Origin of the sequence: Polynucleobacter sp. AM-7D1 (assembly GCF_018688455.1) — a bacterium.
Taxonomy (GTDB): Bacteria; Pseudomonadota; Gammaproteobacteria; order Burkholderiales; family Burkholderiaceae; genus Polynucleobacter.
Map to the genome: position 1 here is coordinate 444,472 of NZ_CP061319.1, position 16,082 is coordinate 460,553.

Genomic DNA, 16,082 nt, shown 5'->3' on the forward strand with positions numbered 1-16,082 from the left:
AAGCTTTCTAAATGACGCGAAAATTAAACAGCTACCACTGGAATTACTATACCCGATCTTGATTCTTCGGCGTCAAGTGTTGGCGAGTTTGAATGCTTTACCAGTACGCACTTGGTGGTGCATACACTAAGATTTTTGCAGGGTTAAGGTAGTTCTTATTTTGATGAATCTCATAGTGCAAGTGAGGACCCGTTGAACGACCTGTAGATCCTGATTCGGCAATGAGCTGTCCACGAAGAATCTTCTGGCCAGGCTGAACGTGGAGTTTGCTGTTGTGAGCGTACTTTGAAACAAAGCCTTCGCCATGCGCTATCTCAATAAATTTTCCATATGCCGGGTCAACCCCAGCTTTGAGAACAACACCATCTCCAGCGGCAACAATAGGTGTGCCAGAAGGGGTTACGAAATCAATTCCGGAGTGCTGAGCCAATTGCTTGGTGAATGGATCTACCCGAACACCAAAATTACTAGTCATACCCAATCTAGCGTCTATCGGGGGCCCAATCGGAAGAGTGCGTAGCCATTGATACTGCTTTTCCCATTCAGGCTCTAGTTTGGTAAATATCTCGGCCATTTCAGTAGTTTTGCTAACTGACTCCTCTAAGTTTTCTGCTAGCGACTTAGCAGGCTCAAATTTAAAGCTCAAAGGCTTTAATGGGCCACCCAAATTTGATGGCTCGACAAATTTATTCTTTACGGTATAGGGTGTCGAAATAGCTAAGTAGCGGTCTTTAATCGACTTCAATTCATTAAAGTGCAGGGAGGCAGTGGCGAGTTGATCCTGAATATTTTTCAGTTGCTTTGTGTATCGTTGATCCAAAGCCATTCGCTCTTTGACAGTCACGACCCCGCTTACCTCTCTTGCAAAGTCGGGATTCACTTCTAATGCTATATGGATGCCGGTTGAAAAAATCAAAATCCCCAGCAGCAAAAATGAGCCGCAAACAATCATCGCCAAACGAACAAGACGTTCTTTAGTGATATTGATCTGCTTTATGGCTCCAGTAGAGCCTGATACCCAAAATAGTTGCATATACCAAGTATAAGTATTTGATTTATTTGGACTAAATGTCCAGCGTGTTTAATTTTTAGACTTATAATTCTCCAACTGCACCCAATTTTAACCGCAAAAACAGGCCTGTGATCACTTTAAAACGCTCCCCAAAGCAGATTCTTGCATTCAAATTTTGGATATTTTCTGCCCTTTGCGTGGTAACAGCACAAGGGAGCGCTGCAATTATTGGTCAAATGCCTGCTCACGGTGATGTTTTGTACATCACCTCAGAGCCTTGTACTGCTGAAAATGGGCGGGTAGAGCCCAATTGGTACTTCTCCTACTCCGTTAATTCTTTAGGATCCGTGACTCGCAGTTGTTATGTTCGGTACAACGACCAAATCTGGATTAAAGGCCCTTATGGCACTGAGTCCACGTTCCCAATGAGTTACTTTGGGAAGCCAGCAGTGGGCGATTCTGGTAAGACTGAGCAGGGATCGGAAGTGAAGCAGTAACTTGCAAGCCAAGCTCTAGCTTGCTTTTACGGGCTTGGGGGGACGCAAAAAAATTGATAGAGCAGATAGCTCATCGTGTCAGGAATGACCCTGTCCCATTGTGATCCTGAGGTATCTAGTTGCTCGACACTGACGCCGGATCCCCCGGTTCCAGAGTAATACCCTATATAAAACTGTTTATAGCTTTCGTAGCCAGTTTTACAAAAATACGATATATCTTGAATCACCGACTGGGTTAGGGCGCCATTGGGTGCAGTCAAAGCTTCGTTGTAGCTAATCAGCTGCCATGTGCTGACTTCACTGGAAGCGCTATCCCTGACGGTCTTGGTATCTTCGTAGTAATAGGAATTCCCAACGTTGTCATTTGAGATAAATACCCACTTTGCCCAGATCGGATTAAGTGGATTTATTAAAAAAACCGTTAAGCAAATAAATACTGATTTTTTGAGAATTACTGGCATTTATATACTCAAGTTAGAAATAACGAATTTATTAGCAAATAGTGCATTTTAAAGCCCAAAAGTAACGTTCAGCTGATAGAATTGCCTAAATCTTTATTAATGATAATGCGCGCTAAGGAGTGCTAAGTATGGCTGAAGTAAATCAACTAGGTTGTTTATTCGTTGGCGAGGGCGTGGTTCTCAAAGGAAATTTTGAGGTTCCCGATATTGCTTCCATTTCTGGAGTAGTAGAAGGTGAATTGACTGCCAAGCAAATCCTCATCGAGGCAACTGGTGTCGTGCATGGAAAACTCTCCGGAGAGTCTATTGATATCCGTGGCGAAGCGAATGAGTTTGTATCCTCAACACGTAGCCTTATTATTCGCTCCACTGGAAAAGTAACTGGATCTATTCATTACTCCGAAATTGAAATCGAAAAAGGTGGCCATTTACATGGCGACCTACATAATCTCAATCCACATTCCTAATCTTTTTGAGCTAAATCACGATGTCTATTTTTTCTAAAAATTCAACACCCGATAACAGTGAAGACAAAATTGCTGATGAGCAAGTTGAGACTTATTCTGAAGCCGCTGCAGTTGAAGAGTCAGTAGTCGTTTCAACATCAAGCTATGAGGCTGTGCGCAACGAGGCTTCAAGTCGTCCTGGTATTTCTAAGCCATCCATCATTAGCGAAGGTTTTACTTTTGAAGGCACGATTACTTCGGATGGTGTTTTGAATATTGCTGGTACTGTGCGTGGAAAAATTACCGCAAAGTCTGTGTTGATCGATGCTAGCGGTCAAGTTGATGGGGAATTAAATTCTGATCAGCTAGTGATTAAAGGGCAGCTGAAAGGCGAAGTTAATTGCGAAGATCTGAATGTTGGACCCCTTGCGCATGTTGATGGAACGATTAGTTACAAATACATTCATATTCAGCGCGGCGGTAAGGTGTCTGGAAAGTTCATCAAGAACTAGTAATGTGACATGGCCTTTAAACAAAGTCATGCAATTAGACTGCTGGATCCATCAAGGGAAACTTTTGGATCCATCATCGGCCCTGATTTAGAGATTTTCGGAAAGATTGTCGCTACTAAGAGTTTACGGATCGACGGCACCATTATTGGCGATGTTGAGACGAAATATGGTGCTGATGTCTGCATTGCGCTTGGTAAAACAGGTTTAGTACAGGGCAATATATTTGGTGTGCGCGTATTGGTTGCAGGGCGCGTGGAAGGTAATGTGCACGCCTCAGAGCGTGTTGAGTTACATAGTGGCGCTGACGTGCATGGCGATATCGTATATGCCCAAATTGGAATTGAGCATGGTGCTAGATTGAGTGGCAAGCTATCCAAGATTGCTGATGCCAATCTTTTACCCAGTGTTGATTTAGATAATTCTTAAATATTAAATAGCGTAAAAAATGAATATGCAAACTCATGAGGCTATTAAGATACTGGTGACCAACCAAAAAGGTGGGGTTGGTAAAAGCACAATTGCCGCCAACCTAGCTGCTTATCTTGCTATGCAGCAGGGTATTGAGGTTTCCTTAATCGACTTCGATAGACAGGCATCTTCTTCTCGTTGGACTAAAAAAGCCCCCGATGTTGGCATTCAGGTTCACTGTGCAGAAATTAATTACGAGAACTCGGGAATTGCATTGCTGAGCTCGCGCGCTGCGGTCAGAAAATATTCTGCTGGTGTGCAGGTAAGTATTTCCGATCTAACATGGCATCCCACTTTGTCTGATGAGTTCATGCTGGATTTTGATATTGTGATTGTGCCGAGCTCTAGCGCTAAATTTGAGATGGCTAGTACTGAAATTTTCATTTTGGAGTACGCGCAAAAACGTATGGCGCGCTTAGCTGCTAATAAGCAATTTATTTTGGTGGCTCCTAGCAAGGTTGTTCCTGGTTATGCCTCATCAGGCTCATTTACCAATTTAGAGTTCTTAATGAACTGCCATATCACGCCGCCGATTCATCAGACGCCAGATTTAGATGCCTATGTATATGAGGATTTTCTTTGTGTCTGCTCTGATCAGAAGGTTGCGGAAAACTTTTCAAATTTTGGAAAGTTCATGGCTAAAAAAATTGAAGAACGCCGAGTCATTAAGAAAACATTATCTTTATCAGGAACCTCGTTAAATCGCGAAATCGTTAAGAAGGTCAGCGTATTGGATGACTATCGTGTACGTGCACGTGAGTTGGGTATTTATGGTGGCTATGCGGCAAAGCCATCAACAGATGCCCCCCAAGAAGCTCCGCCTGAATCAAGTCCGGGGGTTGCGAGGGGCGGCCGTTTTATTCCAGCATTTTTGCGTCGCTCCGAATGAGTACTCTTAAACATAATTCTTAAAAGCAAAAAATTGTGATGACCGATCCGAAACGAAATGATATTTTTGAGGATGTAAATGGAGTAAGAGTTGCAGTGAAGCAACTTTATCCTCCAAACGCTTTGGGCGTTAGCTTTGTCGAATACAAAAATCTCAGCGACTCCAACCTTCGTTTCTTACCTCTGGATCAGTTTCATGAGCATTTTCGTTGGGTGGATAACTTTGGCTCTACAGATACCTTTGTTAAGGTAGTGTTGGAAAAAGAAGCTAAATCACTTGAAGAGGCAGCAGCTCCGGAATCTACCGAGGAGACAAGTTCTCCTGCTGAGACAGAGGAGCTTGCTGACAAGCCGGCTGACGATGGACTAAGAGCTGCTGCACCAACGCGCTCATCTTAATAGAGTAATTTAATTTTTCTACCTTCTTATTTCTAAAAGAGGGTGGAGGGGTTTCCAGAGATTCTGAAAGAATATAGATGTTAGATGTTTCACAAAAATCCCGATCGCTCGAAATGATTTTGAAGCTCATTGCACTCCTTGCTGGGGTGTTATTAATTGCCGCTTCTATCTTATCCGGAGATACTTTCCCTAGTGGATCTAGTCCAAGTCAAATTTTGCAAGACCAATTGCATCATTTGGACCAGTTGAAATGGTTGATTGGGGTCTTGTTGATCTTGTTTGGAGTCTTGTTTAGTCCGGGCAAGGCACCTATCAGACCAATATATTCTGGACCAAAGGATCTTGGTAGTGACTCATATAAGCTGTATTTGGTAGAAAAATATGGGATAGAGAAAAATACAGTTTTAGATCAGCTGACCTGTCAGAAAAGTTTGTTCGCCAATGTAGCGGATGCACTCTTTTTCGCGCATGAGCTTGAGACTGCAAATGGAAGAACTAATCGAGTTGATTCCTCAAAGGTAATTTACCAGCCGGAGAATGCACAACCTAACTTCAGCTCCATAAACCCAGTTGAAGTTGGCATTAATGATGTGAGTCCAATTAGCTCGTCACCATCTCAAGTAGAGTCCTCCGAAGTTGAGAGGCGTCGTCGATTCATTTTTCTTCTTGGTTTGATATTCATTGCGCTTGCATTGGGCAGTCTATATTACGCAAATACGCAGAGCGTAAAAGAAGAGGTGGTGGTTGTTAGCCCCACCCCTCCATCGAATACTGATCAAGTAGTGGCTAATAGTATTCCAACGAATCCCAGTCCTCCAGCTGAACAAGCTCCAGAGGCGACTACAAAATCTTCTGTCACCCCCATTAATGAGTTGTGGATTGGTACATGGAATGCGGTTGGTAATAAGCAAAAGCTAGTGATTTCCGCCTCGAACTTTAAATACGGTAACGATGACTTCACATGGGCAGGCGTCAGGCCCAAGGGAGTGATTCAGTGCTGCCCCGCTTTTTACGAGGGATCAAGCTCAAAAGCAGAATTATTAGCCCGCATTCAGGAGTCAGCAGCAAACTCTGCCGTAAAGGGTGACCAGCAAAAAACTATAGAGCTTGTGAATGGTCTCAGCGAGGGTAATTTTAAGAAAATTGTTTTAGCTGATCCTTTTTTGCGGAAATATTTTTTCATCTATGACCAAAATACGATTTACCGTATTAATAGAGACCTGGGTGATAACGCTGAATTGGTGCTTGAGCCATTTAGAAAGCAAGAATGAGTTCATCGTCTGACCTCAATGCTGCGCCTGTAGTCAAACTGCAGCCGTATGAGCAGTTGCGATTGCTGAGAGAGCAAACCCATGTTAAGACCATCACCAAAGAAATTGTAGGTCGACAGTGCATTTTCTTTTACAGCAAAAATTGGATTTTTGACTATTCTCTTGATAGCACTGATAAGCAGTGGGATATCACTAAACAAGTTTATTTTCGTAATGTCAGAAAACATAAGGCTTTGGCATTTGCCTTGCCTTACATCGTTGTTCAGCTTGCACTTGCTGACACTAGCAATTATTTAAGAGCAATCGTCACATACGGTGAGGACATCACCAAGATGATTGGCTCTATGGACCATTTCATTAAGCGAGAGCCGGGTATTCGGGCTTGGGTGGAGCAGCCAGACTTTAACTGGCAAGCATCCAGTATTGCTGAATTATCTAATCAAATTCTTGAGGACGATAACCGTTTTGGTGAAATTCAGTTTTATCAATATCATGAACCATTCCACGCCAAGTTAAATGGGGCCTGGGAGGCAATTCAGGTCTGACCAATAAAACTTAAAACTCTAGTTGTATCCACAAGGATAAAGTTCAATTAACTTTTTTAACAGAATTGGATCAATATCTAGAGATTGCCTCTCTATCTTGTTGGTAGATACATCCTTAATGCCTAGGGCGATAATTTCTTTGTAATTTGCTATGCTCAGCTTCAAAAAGGGCGGTAAGCAGAATAAAGGAGTGCTTTCAGTGGATACCAATGCATTATTTGCAGCATTGAGTCCGCTGGCAAGTCCTAGTACATAAGTGTCCACAGATTGAGTTTTCGATTTATTCTCAAAGCTTGAAACAGTCATGCTAGAAAAGGCGGTCTGGGATGCGAGAAGCATTAGCAAGCCAGAAAAAATATGGATGATTTTCATTTGATTGAATTTGCTAGTTTATATTTACTAAATGTAACAGAATCTTTTATAAACTAAGGATAATTCTTGCACGCTCAGTTAGGTGTATGTATATTTTTAAAGGCATCTATGGTCGATATTGATTGGGAATACTGGGTTTCTAGGCCCTATGTTTACACATGGCAGGCTGCCGCCCTAATTCAGGGAATTAATCCTAAGAAAATTAAATTTCCAGTGAGGGATGCTGCTGGAGAGTTGCACTTCGAGAGAGCTAATTTTGGCGATGCCTATCCTGAATTTAAGTTAAAGCTCGATCTCTTAACCGAGCACGCTTGGATCCAAAATTTTTCAGCTCAAAATATGCGCGTCGATTTCAAGCGTTTTTTGTACTGGGCATATCATGTTCAAAAGTGGCCATGTCCTGCTGAGCTCGCATCCTTTTCTCAGAGTTTGAGTTTGGATACATTGGTTGAGCTAGCAGACGAAGGTGATAATGCCATGCGGGAGAGCGAGAGAAACTCACTCCATTTAATTTGGGCTCTCAGGCAGTTGCTAAAAGAGCATCGATATGGAAAAACAGACCGAGAGTTAATTTATTTTTTATCGAAGACCTACTCCAGTCAACCGAGCTTCAAGCGACTCGCACTTGAGATGAAGTTTGCTGAAGCGCAGGCAGTTGTTGACGCAGTTGAGTCTTAGATTGATTTTAGTAAGCACCTAATTAAGAGTCTTTTCCACAGCGGGATTTGAGTAAAACCATGGTTTTGAATAAGAGTGCTATAAAAAAACTCAATTATCCAGCATACCTTTTTCATGCTGTGCATACCTTTATCCTGAGAAATAAAGGGCGGACTTTTCGTCAAAAAGTATATTCACTCCTCAATCCAACACCAAGCTCTGGAGAGCTCCATCACATCATTGATCATGTGATCGTGATATCTGTTTTGTTGTCGGTAGTGTCAATTATTTTAGAAACTGTATCCTGGATACATAACCCTTTTCGCTGGGAATTCTATTCAATTGAAATTGTTACCGTCATCATCTTTTCCCTTGAATACATTGGTCGAGTCTATTCTTGTTGTGAGCTAGAGAAATATCGTCAGCCCTTTGTTGGTAGATTGAAGTACATGTTTACGATTGGGGCCTTGATTGATTTGGTCGCAGTTCTGCCGTTCTATGTAGGGCTTGCATTTCATGAGGCTTTTGATTTGCGCTTCTTGCGAGTATTTAGGCTTTCGCGACTCCTGAAATTAACGCGCTATACGGGCACTCTCAATACGATGTACAAGGCAATTTATCGGGAGCGCCGCGTATTGTTTGCAGCAGCTTTCATGATGATATTGCTTGTCATCTTGACGGCAAGCTTGGGTTATGAGTTTGAGCATGCAGCTCAGCCAGATAAGTTCAATACCATTCCGGATGCGATGTATTGGGCCGTTATTACACTGGCAAGTGTTGGTTATGGTGATTTAACTCCAATTACTCCCATGGGCAAAGCAATGACCGTTGTCATCAGCCTCATTGGGATTGGAATTTTTGCTATTCCTGCCGGTTTAATGGCTTCAGCATTTACCGATCAACTTCGAATTGATCGTGAGGCATTTGAAAATGAGTTTAGAGATGCCATCGCCAAGGGCAGACTATCTCCGAGTGATCGTCTTGCTCTGGAGGCTGAGGCTGAAAGATTGCACTTGTCTCTAGAGGACGTAGATCGCATCACTGATAAGGTAAAAAGTGAGCTGATTAATGCTACTGGCGTACTTCCTGATGATATGGATCCAGAGATTGTGCTAGAAAAATATCGGCAGCAGGTTAGCCATCTGAAGGTATTTTCGCTGAGCAAGCAGTTTCAAGATATTGAGATGATGCTGAATGATCCAAATTGCTCAACTGAGCTAGAGCGTCAGATTTGGGTTTTGATAAAAAAATCTAACTAGATTGATTGACTCGTAAGAATTGATAGATGGCTTCATCAACCGGACTCGGTAAGTCTGGTTGACCAGATGCCGTCAACTCAATGCTGATTTTTCCTCTTAGAGTAATCAGACCCTTTAGTGTTTCGCGCTTATGAAAATGATCGTGCTCATGATCAATCTCTTGAATCAAAAATTGGTGCAGGTATGCATGATTCGAGAGATCAAGCTTTAGTGCAAATGCCAATCGATCAATTTCTTGGTTCAGTTGATGCACCACAGTTTCAAACTCATTATCCAGATAAGGCTTGTCCATTTGGCTCGTGTAATTTAAATAGTTAATTAATGCTTTTAACTAGAATTTTCCTTAAGTCGGTAATGATAGGGATTTAAGTCCTCATTATATCTAGAGACCCTGGGTGAGCTCAGATTTGAGCCTATTTGCAACTTATAATCCAATGACTGCGATACGAGTTTGGTTATAGGGTGCTTGAAGATGGGCTTTGGCTTCATGTTATGGTTAGGTATGCAGATTAAAGAATGAATCAAATGTTGAATTTAAGTGGAAAAAAAGGCCTCATTCTTGGGGTGGCAAACGATCAAAGTATCGCTTGGGGATGTGCGCTCATGGCTAAACAGATGGGCGCTGAGCTTATTGTTACCTGTCAAAATGAAAAGGCGCGGAAGTATGTTGAGCCTCTGACTAATGCTGAGAATATTCAGCTTGAAGCGTGTAACGTGGAGGATCCGGGTACACTAGAGATTCTGGTGAATAACGCTGTTAAAAAGTTGGGCCATTTTGATTTTGTAATTCACTCTATTGCATGGGCGCCGCTGGAAGATCTTCACGGACGTGTGATTGATAGTTCTAGTATTGGATTTTCTAGAGCAATGGAGGTTTCCTGTCATTCCTTTGCCACGCTTGCAAAGTTATGTGCCCCACATATGCCCTCTGGTGGTGCTCTTTTAACAATGAGTTACTTGGGTGCTGATGAAGCGGTACCCCATTATGGTCTGATGGGGCCAGTAAAGGCGGCGCTGGAATCATTAGTTAGATACATGGCTGTGGAATTGGGGGCGCAAAAAATTCGAGTGCATGCAGTTTCGCCCGGGCCCATAGCAACGCGCGCAGCTTCGGGTATTGATCATTTTGATGAGCTTATGCGCACCGCATCTCAGAAATCTCCACTGGGAAGGCCAGTTCGACTTGAGGAGATTGCCAGCTTATCTACATTTTTATGTTCTGATGGAGCTTCAGGCATGACTGGCCAAACTATCTACGTAGATGGTGGTTGCCATGCCGTCGCTTAAAGGAAATGTAATGAATTCCAAGACAGAAGAGAATGTGCTGATTGAGAACATTACCTATGACGAGCTTAGCATTGGCCAAAGTGCACGCTTATTACGTACTTTAACGCTTGAAGATATTCAGGCATTTGCTGCCGTCTCAGGGGATACGAACCCAGCGCATCTCGATAATGAGTATGCTAACGACACGATGTTTCATGGCGTTATTGCACATGGTATGTGGGGTGGGGCGTTAATATCTGCTTTACTGGGAACCAAGTTTCCCGGTCCTGGAACCATTTACCTGGAGCAGGACCTACATTTTTCACGACCAGTTCGCATTGGTGATACCTTGGTTGTGGTTGCTACCGTGAGCTCTAAAGATGACTTGAAAAAACGTGTTGAGCTCGATTGTGTGGTCCACAATCAAAATGGCGAAAAAGTTTTGTATGGTACGGCTCGCATTATTGCTCCGACACAAAAAATATCTCGTCCTAGATTAAGCGCTCCACAGATTCAGATTTTTGATCCCGAAGCTAGGTTTCATGCGCTATTAGAGAGAGCTTATCACCTTGAGCCAGTATTTTGTGCCGTTGTTCACCCATGCGACACAGAGTCCCTGATGGGCGCTGTTGATTCAGCGGCTGCGGGACTTATTAAACCTATTTTGATCGGTCCAGCCAAGAAAATTCAAGCGATCGCGCATGCCTCATCGATTGATATAACGCCATACGAGCTCATCGATGTTCCTCATAGCCATGCAGCCGCACAGAAAGCGGCAGAGATGGCTGTGGATCGTAAGGTGGAAATGATGATGAAGGGCAGCCTGCATACGGATGAGTTATTGCATGCCATATTGGCCTGCCCTCAGCTCAGAACAGGCAGAAGAATGTCGCATGTGTTTCGTTTTGATATTCCCATGTATACCAAACCATTATTAGTGACTGATGCTGCACTCAATATTCATCCGACACTGATGGAAAAAGTCGACATTATTCAAAATGCAATCGACTTTAGCGTCATCATGGGTGTGCCAAATCCGAAAGTGGCTATCTTGTCTGCGGTGGAGACGGTGAATCCTGACATTCCCTCTACGATTGAGGCCGCAGCACTTTGCAAGATGGCTCAACGCGGGCAAATTAAGGGCGGCATCTTAGATGGCCCATTGGCATTTGATAATGCAATCTCATTGCATGCAGCCCAAATCAAAGGAATCGATTCTCCTGTAGCGGGTGATGCAGATATTTTGAATGTCCCTGACTTGGAGTCTGGAAACATGTTGGCGAAACAGTTAGAGTATTTTGCTGGGGCTAGTGGTGCCGGTTTAGTTTTAGGTGCTCGAATTCCGGTGGCATTAACAAGTAGAGCTGATGGCCCTCGGACTAGGGTGGCATCTGCTTTACTGGGTTTATTGGTAGCTCATGCGCATCGCCAAATCGACTAATTTTTTCTAAGTACGATAAAGCGCTGAGATGGCAATTCTTTCTGTAAATGCAGGTTCATCAACCTTAAAGTTTGCTATTTATCCAGTTGAAAAGGGTGTCGTAAAGCCATCGATTTTAGTAGGTAATTTTGAGGGCTTGGAGCCGAATGGTTCACCAGTTCTAAATTATGGTTTTGGAGGTGAAGCCACATCATTGCCATTGTTGAGCACACTAGGGGATCCATTTACATCTGCATTGGAGAGCTTAAAGAACCTCATTATTTCTTTGCCCAATATTCCAAAGATTGATGCTATTGCGCATCGTATCGTGCATGGTGGCTTGTTATATACCCACAGCATCATTGCTACTGATGCAATTCTCAATGATTTATGCCAGCTCAATTCCCTCGCACCTTTGCATCAGCCCCATAACCTAGAGGGAGTGAGTGCGTTTGCAAGAGCATTTCCGGATATTCCTCAAGTACTGTGTTTTGATACTGCATACCATCAGACGATTTCTGAGACAGCATCTGCCTTTGCGTTGCCAACGGAAATTACTGCCTTAGGCGTGAAGAGGTATGGCTTTCATGGTCTCTCATACCAATACATCATGGGTTCCTTGTTAGATTATTCCAGTAGAGCAAAGGGGAGAGTATTGATGGCTCACCTAGGTAATGGTGCCAGTTTGTGTGCAGCTAAGACTGGTAAAAGCATAGCAACTACTATGGGATTTTCTGCTTTGGATGGCTTGATGATGGGAACAAGGGCAGGCTCATTAGATGCTGGTGTGCTTTTATATCTCATCGAGAAGGGTTACTCTCATGATCAGCTAGAGCAGTTGCTTTATAAGAAAAGTGGCTTACTTGGCGTGTCTGGTATCTCTGCTGATATGCGTAAGTTGAGATCCAGTCCAGAGCCATTGGCGAAAGCTGCGATTGAATTATTCACCTATAGAGTAGTTCGTGAAGCTGGTGCAATGATTGCTTGTCTAGGTGGTTTGGATGTTATCGGTTTTAGCGGTGGCATAGGGGAGCATGATTCACAGCTTCGCCAAGATGTAATTGATAAACTATCCTGGTTAGGGATCAAGCTAGATCATGCGCTTAACCAGAATGCAGTCAAGGATCAGATTATCAGAATCAGCGCAGATGACAGCTTAGTTGAGGTTTGGGTTGTGCCAACTGACGAAGGCATGGTTGCTGCCCGTGACGCGCAAACGCTACTTGAATTAGAGGCAAGTTAGCGGAAAGTATGACACATTGGTGTAGAGCTTTAGTTAGGTTGCTTTGGGTATGCGGTAGATTTTGCAACATCGTCAGCAGTCCAGGTTTTGCTGAGATCGCCAGTTGGCCCAAGAAAAACAAATGCCAAGCAAATTCCAATGACAAGTGCGGCTAATCCAAGGATTTTGAGAACCTTGTAGTCCCGTTCTTCCTTGATAACGAACTTAGGCGCAGGGTGACGCACTTCAAACACCTCGGGAAATGCGTCTTGAATAAGGTCTTTAGCAGATTTAATATGGCGATAACGCTCGTCTTCAGAGGCCCCAACTTCGATTACTTTAGCCGCTTTAAGGTAAAGTTCGCTAGCATTCCCCAAAATTTTGGCCCTGTGAATGCATTCTGTATAACGTTCTTTTTCAATTGGGGTCATAGTTTTATCCGATACTTATCAACTTAAATTCATTTTACTTTTTCCTGAATTAAAAGTCATCATTAACTGCGTGGACTAATACTTTAGAAAATGACTATCGTCCTGTATTCCTATCGAAGATGTCCCTATGCAATGAGGGCTCGCATGGCGTTGAGGTATTCAGGCGTTGAATACGAACATAGAGAAATTAGCCTAAGAAATAAACCTCAGTCTCTATTGTTGCTATCGCCCAAGGGAACTGTTCCGGTCTTGTGTGTTGACGGACGAGTACTTGAGCAGAGTCTAGACATCATGTATTGGGCGCTTGCGCAATCAGACCCAGATGGCTGGCTTCGATTTGATGAATCAATTGCCCATGCGTGGATTGAGAAAAATGATGGTCCGTTTAAGACTTTATTGGATCAATATAAATACCCTAATCGATATCCTGAATTGAAGCAGACAGAGGTGCTTAAGCAATTACAAGAAATGATGCTTAAGCCTATGGAGGCTGCCTTAGCAAAGGAAGCCTATTTAATGGGCGATCGTATCAGTTGGGTTGATATCGCCATTTTTCCATTTATCAGGCAGTTTTCTATGGTGGATGCGAAGGTTTTTGAAAACCTACCCGTCCCACACCTAAAGCAATGGCTGCTTCGCCTGCTTGAAACCCCTCTTTTTAATGCAGTGATGGATAAACATCCAACTTGGGTGGAATGATTTAATAAAAAAACCCCCGAACTTTCATTCGGGGGTTTCAAATAAATGACTACGCTATTAAGCGTTTGCCAAATGTGCTTCTAATGTTTTAGTAAATTTGTTAGCGTGACTACGCTCAGCTTTAGCTAAAGTTTCGAACCAGTCAGCGATTTCGTCAAAGCCTTCATCGCGTGCTGTTTTAGCCATACCTGGGTACATATCTGTGTACTCATGTGTTTCACCAGCAATAGCTGCTTGCAAAGCTTCTGCAACTGTCTTAGCTGGCATACCAGTACCTGGCTCGCCTGCGCCGCCTTCGATTAGGTATTCCATGTGACCATGGGCATGACCTGTTTCGCCTTCAGCTGTTGAGCGGAAAACTGCTGCAACATCGTTTGCACCAGCGATATCAGCTTGGTTCGCGAAATACAAATAACGACGATTTGCTTGTGATTCACCAGCAAACGCTTCCTTCAAAGACTCTTCAGTCTTTGTACCTTTTACGGATTTAGCCATGATTGACTCCTAAAAACGGTTAGTTGAAATTGGGTGATTCGCTAAATTACTAGCTCAATAAAGTTCACCTGGGAGTGATTATGACCAAATCTACGGATTTGAATAATCATATTTTTGTATTGACTTGATAGCTAAAAACAACTGATAAGCAAATATCAATTAATAAAATATAACAATAGATTGGTGCTTTGGGGCGTGCTGCACGAGTTCTACAGGCCAAGAAAGGGGTAAATATTTAATTAAGTTAGTAAACGCTATCGTTTTTTTACTATTGTAAGAATGTATTTATGACTTTTACCATCTAATTAGTTAATTACTATGAATATTGTTAATTAATACAATTTTACTATCGATTGGCCCCGCCCTAAACTGTGGAACATTCGATTTACACGCTACAACTGTAGAAACATTAGAGGACAGATATGACAACTCGCGAAGGTAGTTTAGAGGCCCCAACCAGACATCCTTTGGATTGGCAAAATCCAAAGTTTTACGACAAGGCTGATTTAGAAGCTGAGATGGAGCGCGTTTTTGATCTTTGTCATGGTTGCCGTCGTTGCGTCAGTCTCTGTGGATCGTTTCCAACTCTTTTTGATTTAGTTGATGCCACTGAAGATCTGGAGATGGAGCAGGTCGATAAGGCGGATTACCAAAAGGTAGTTGATCAATGCTACCTCTGTGATGTGTGCTACATGACTAAGTGTCCTTATGTCCCACCACATCCTTGGAATATTGACTTCCCTCATCTCATGCTGCGTGCAAAGGCTGTTAACTTTAAAGATGACAAGGCTACTTTCCGCGACAAACTTCTCTCCTCTACAGATAAGCTCGGACACTTTGCAGGCATTCCGATCGTGACTCAAGCTGTAAATGCAGTCAACAGCACCGGCCTTGCGCGCTTGGTGATGGAGGGTGCCTTAGGAGTAGATAAGAATGCTTGGATCCCTGAATACGCTCCGAAGACATTCCCGCAACTAGCTCAAAAATCTGAAGATCTGCCTGTTGTAGATGGCGCAAAGACACCTGGAAAAGTTGCTATCTATGCCACTTGCTATATCAATTACAACGAGCCAGGTATTGGGCAAGATCTCATTAAGATTCTGAAACACAATGCTATTCCTTATGAGTTGGTAGATAAGGAAGCCTGTTGTGGCATGCCAAAGCTAGAGCTAGGTGATTTGGAATCTGTTGCTGAAAACAAGGAAAAAAATATTCCTAAGTTGGCAAAGTTGGCGCGCGAAGGTTATGCCATCTTGACTCCAATCCCATCTTGCACTTTGATGTTCAAACAGGAATTGCCACTCATGTTCCCAGATTGCGCTGATACGCAATTGGTGAAAGATGCTATGTGGGATCCGTTTGAGTACTTCATGGCTCGTAACTCCGATGGACTCTTAAAGAAAGACTTCAGCAAAGAGTTAGGCCATGTCAGCTATCACATGGCTTGTCACTCACGCGTACAAAACGTGGGTCAAAAAACTGCAGAAACTCTTAAGCTAGTTCCTGGAACAGAGGTCAATGTGGTTGAGCGTTGCTCAGGACACTCGGGTACTTGGGGTGTAAAGAAAGAGTTTCATGAAACAGCTATGAAGATTGGTAAGCCTGTGTTTAGAAGAATGGCTGAAGAAGAGCCTAACTACATTAGCTCTGACTGCCAACTTGCTGGTCATCATATTGAGCAGGGCATGGAGGAGTTGGGATTGCCTAAATCAGAAATGGCTCACCCTTTAACCCTGCTTGCTAAGGCATACGGTCTTTAATT

At 43.1% G+C, this 16,082-nt stretch carries 21 protein-coding genes; 15 read left to right on the plus strand and 6 right to left on the minus strand.

What is annotated here, in order from left to right:
- Positions 1–97: 97 nt before the first annotated feature.
- Positions 98–1,033, minus strand: coding sequence for a M23 family metallopeptidase (locus GQ359_RS02360; protein WP_215387344.1), 936 nt, complete (start codon positions 1,031–1,033; stop codon positions 98–100).
- 215 nt (positions 1,034–1,248) lie between these two features.
- Between GQ359_RS02360 and GQ359_RS02365 the strand changes: the two genes are divergently transcribed.
- A complete protein-coding gene (locus GQ359_RS02365; protein WP_215387345.1) occupies positions 1,249–1,509 on the plus strand; it encodes a hypothetical protein in 261 nt (86 codons plus the stop codon).
- A gap of 26 nt (positions 1,510–1,535) precedes the next feature.
- On the opposite strand, the gene GQ359_RS02370 is transcribed toward GQ359_RS02365, so the two are convergent.
- Positions 1,536–1,970: a surface-adhesin E family protein gene (locus tag GQ359_RS02370; protein WP_215387346.1), complete on the minus strand. Its 435-nt coding sequence runs from the start codon at positions 1,968–1,970 to the stop codon at positions 1,536–1,538.
- Between the two features lie 128 nt (positions 1,971–2,098).
- Between GQ359_RS02370 and GQ359_RS02375 the strand changes: the two genes are divergently transcribed.
- The 7 genes from GQ359_RS02375 (at position 2,099) to GQ359_RS02405 (ending at position 6,499) form a co-directional block, all read left to right on the plus strand.
- Entirely contained in the window at positions 2,099–2,437 is a 339-nt protein-coding gene (locus GQ359_RS02375; protein ID WP_215302848.1) for a polymer-forming cytoskeletal protein, read from the plus strand.
- Positions 2,438–2,457: 20 nt separating this feature from the next.
- Entirely contained in the window at positions 2,458–2,928 is a 471-nt protein-coding gene (locus tag GQ359_RS02380; protein WP_215302850.1) for a polymer-forming cytoskeletal protein, read from the plus strand.
- A 9-nt stretch (positions 2,929–2,937) separates the two neighbouring features.
- Positions 2,938–3,354 (plus strand): polymer-forming cytoskeletal protein, encoded by a 417-nt coding sequence (locus tag GQ359_RS02385; protein ID WP_215387347.1) that lies wholly within the window; start codon positions 2,938–2,940, stop codon positions 3,352–3,354.
- Between the two features lie 19 nt (positions 3,355–3,373).
- Positions 3,374–4,285: an AAA family ATPase gene (locus tag GQ359_RS02390; protein WP_305848980.1), complete on the plus strand. Its 912-nt coding sequence runs from the start codon at positions 3,374–3,376 to the stop codon at positions 4,283–4,285.
- A 38-nt stretch (positions 4,286–4,323) separates the two neighbouring features.
- Positions 4,324–4,683, plus strand: a complete 360-nt coding sequence (locus GQ359_RS02395; RefSeq protein WP_215387348.1) for a hypothetical protein — start codon at positions 4,324–4,326, stop codon at positions 4,681–4,683.
- Between the two features lie 113 nt (positions 4,684–4,796).
- Positions 4,797–5,954, plus strand: a complete 1,158-nt coding sequence (locus tag GQ359_RS02400) for a hypothetical protein (protein ID WP_215387349.1) — start codon at positions 4,797–4,799, stop codon at positions 5,952–5,954.
- The gene (locus GQ359_RS02405; protein ID WP_215387350.1) at positions 5,951–6,499 is read left to right on the plus strand and encodes a hypothetical protein; all 549 of its coding nucleotides are present in this window, start codon (positions 5,951–5,953) and stop codon (positions 6,497–6,499) included. Before GQ359_RS02400 ends, GQ359_RS02405 begins: the two co-directional genes overlap by 4 nt.
- Before the next feature lie 18 nt (positions 6,500–6,517).
- Here GQ359_RS02405 and GQ359_RS02410 read toward each other — a convergent pair whose 3' ends face one another.
- Positions 6,518–6,871: a hypothetical protein gene (locus tag GQ359_RS02410; RefSeq protein ID WP_215387351.1), complete on the minus strand. Its 354-nt coding sequence runs from the start codon at positions 6,869–6,871 to the stop codon at positions 6,518–6,520.
- 66 nt (positions 6,872–6,937) lie between these two features.
- On the opposite strand from GQ359_RS02410, the gene GQ359_RS02415 reads away from it, so the two are divergent.
- Both GQ359_RS02415 and GQ359_RS02420 read left to right on the plus strand, forming a co-directional pair.
- On the plus strand, positions 6,938–7,549 hold the full coding sequence (locus GQ359_RS02415; protein WP_215387352.1) for a hypothetical protein: 612 nt from the start codon (positions 6,938–6,940) through the stop codon (positions 7,547–7,549).
- A gap of 59 nt (positions 7,550–7,608) precedes the next feature.
- Entirely contained in the window at positions 7,609–8,787 is a 1,179-nt protein-coding gene (locus GQ359_RS02420; RefSeq protein ID WP_215387353.1) for an ion transporter, read from the plus strand.
- Here GQ359_RS02420 and GQ359_RS02425 read toward each other — a convergent pair.
- The gene (locus GQ359_RS02425) at positions 8,780–9,079 is read right to left on the minus strand and encodes a hypothetical protein (RefSeq protein WP_215387354.1); all 300 of its coding nucleotides are present in this window, start codon (positions 9,077–9,079) and stop codon (positions 8,780–8,782) included. The genes GQ359_RS02420 and GQ359_RS02425 overlap by 8 nt on opposite strands.
- A gap of 236 nt (positions 9,080–9,315) precedes the next feature.
- On the opposite strand from GQ359_RS02425, the gene fabI reads away from it, so the two are divergent.
- From fabI to GQ359_RS02440, 3 genes are read left to right on the plus strand one after another with little or no spacing between them, the layout of a single operon-like run.
- Positions 9,316–10,074 (plus strand): enoyl-ACP reductase FabI, encoded by a 759-nt coding sequence (gene fabI, locus GQ359_RS02430; protein ID WP_215387861.1) that lies wholly within the window; start codon positions 9,316–9,318, stop codon positions 10,072–10,074.
- Positions 10,075–10,084: 10 nt separating this feature from the next.
- A complete protein-coding gene (locus GQ359_RS02435; RefSeq protein ID WP_215387355.1) occupies positions 10,085–11,494 on the plus strand; it encodes a bifunctional enoyl-CoA hydratase/phosphate acetyltransferase in 1,410 nt (469 codons plus the stop codon).
- Between the two features lie 28 nt (positions 11,495–11,522).
- Entirely contained in the window at positions 11,523–12,716 is a 1,194-nt protein-coding gene (locus GQ359_RS02440) for an acetate/propionate family kinase (protein WP_215387356.1), read from the plus strand.
- A gap of 29 nt (positions 12,717–12,745) precedes the next feature.
- On the opposite strand, the gene GQ359_RS02445 is transcribed toward GQ359_RS02440, so the two are convergent.
- Positions 12,746–13,126 (minus strand): hypothetical protein, encoded by a 381-nt coding sequence (locus tag GQ359_RS02445; protein ID WP_215387357.1) that lies wholly within the window; start codon positions 13,124–13,126, stop codon positions 12,746–12,748.
- Positions 13,127–13,216: 90 nt separating this feature from the next.
- On the opposite strand from GQ359_RS02445, the gene GQ359_RS02450 reads away from it, so the two are divergent.
- Complete coding sequence (locus tag GQ359_RS02450) at positions 13,217–13,825, plus strand: glutathione S-transferase (protein ID WP_215387358.1); 609 nt, start codon at positions 13,217–13,219, stop codon at positions 13,823–13,825.
- Positions 13,826–13,882: 57 nt separating this feature from the next.
- Here GQ359_RS02450 and GQ359_RS02455 read toward each other — a convergent pair whose 3' ends face one another.
- The gene (locus tag GQ359_RS02455) at positions 13,883–14,320 is read right to left on the minus strand and encodes a rubrerythrin family protein (RefSeq protein ID WP_114652135.1); all 438 of its coding nucleotides are present in this window, start codon (positions 14,318–14,320) and stop codon (positions 13,883–13,885) included.
- A 422-nt stretch (positions 14,321–14,742) separates the two neighbouring features.
- Here GQ359_RS02455 and GQ359_RS02460 point away from each other — a divergent pair, with 422 nt between their 5' ends.
- Complete coding sequence (locus GQ359_RS02460; protein WP_215302875.1) at positions 14,743–16,080, plus strand: heterodisulfide reductase-related iron-sulfur binding cluster; 1,338 nt, start codon at positions 14,743–14,745, stop codon at positions 16,078–16,080.
- Positions 16,081–16,082 lie beyond the last annotated feature (2 nt).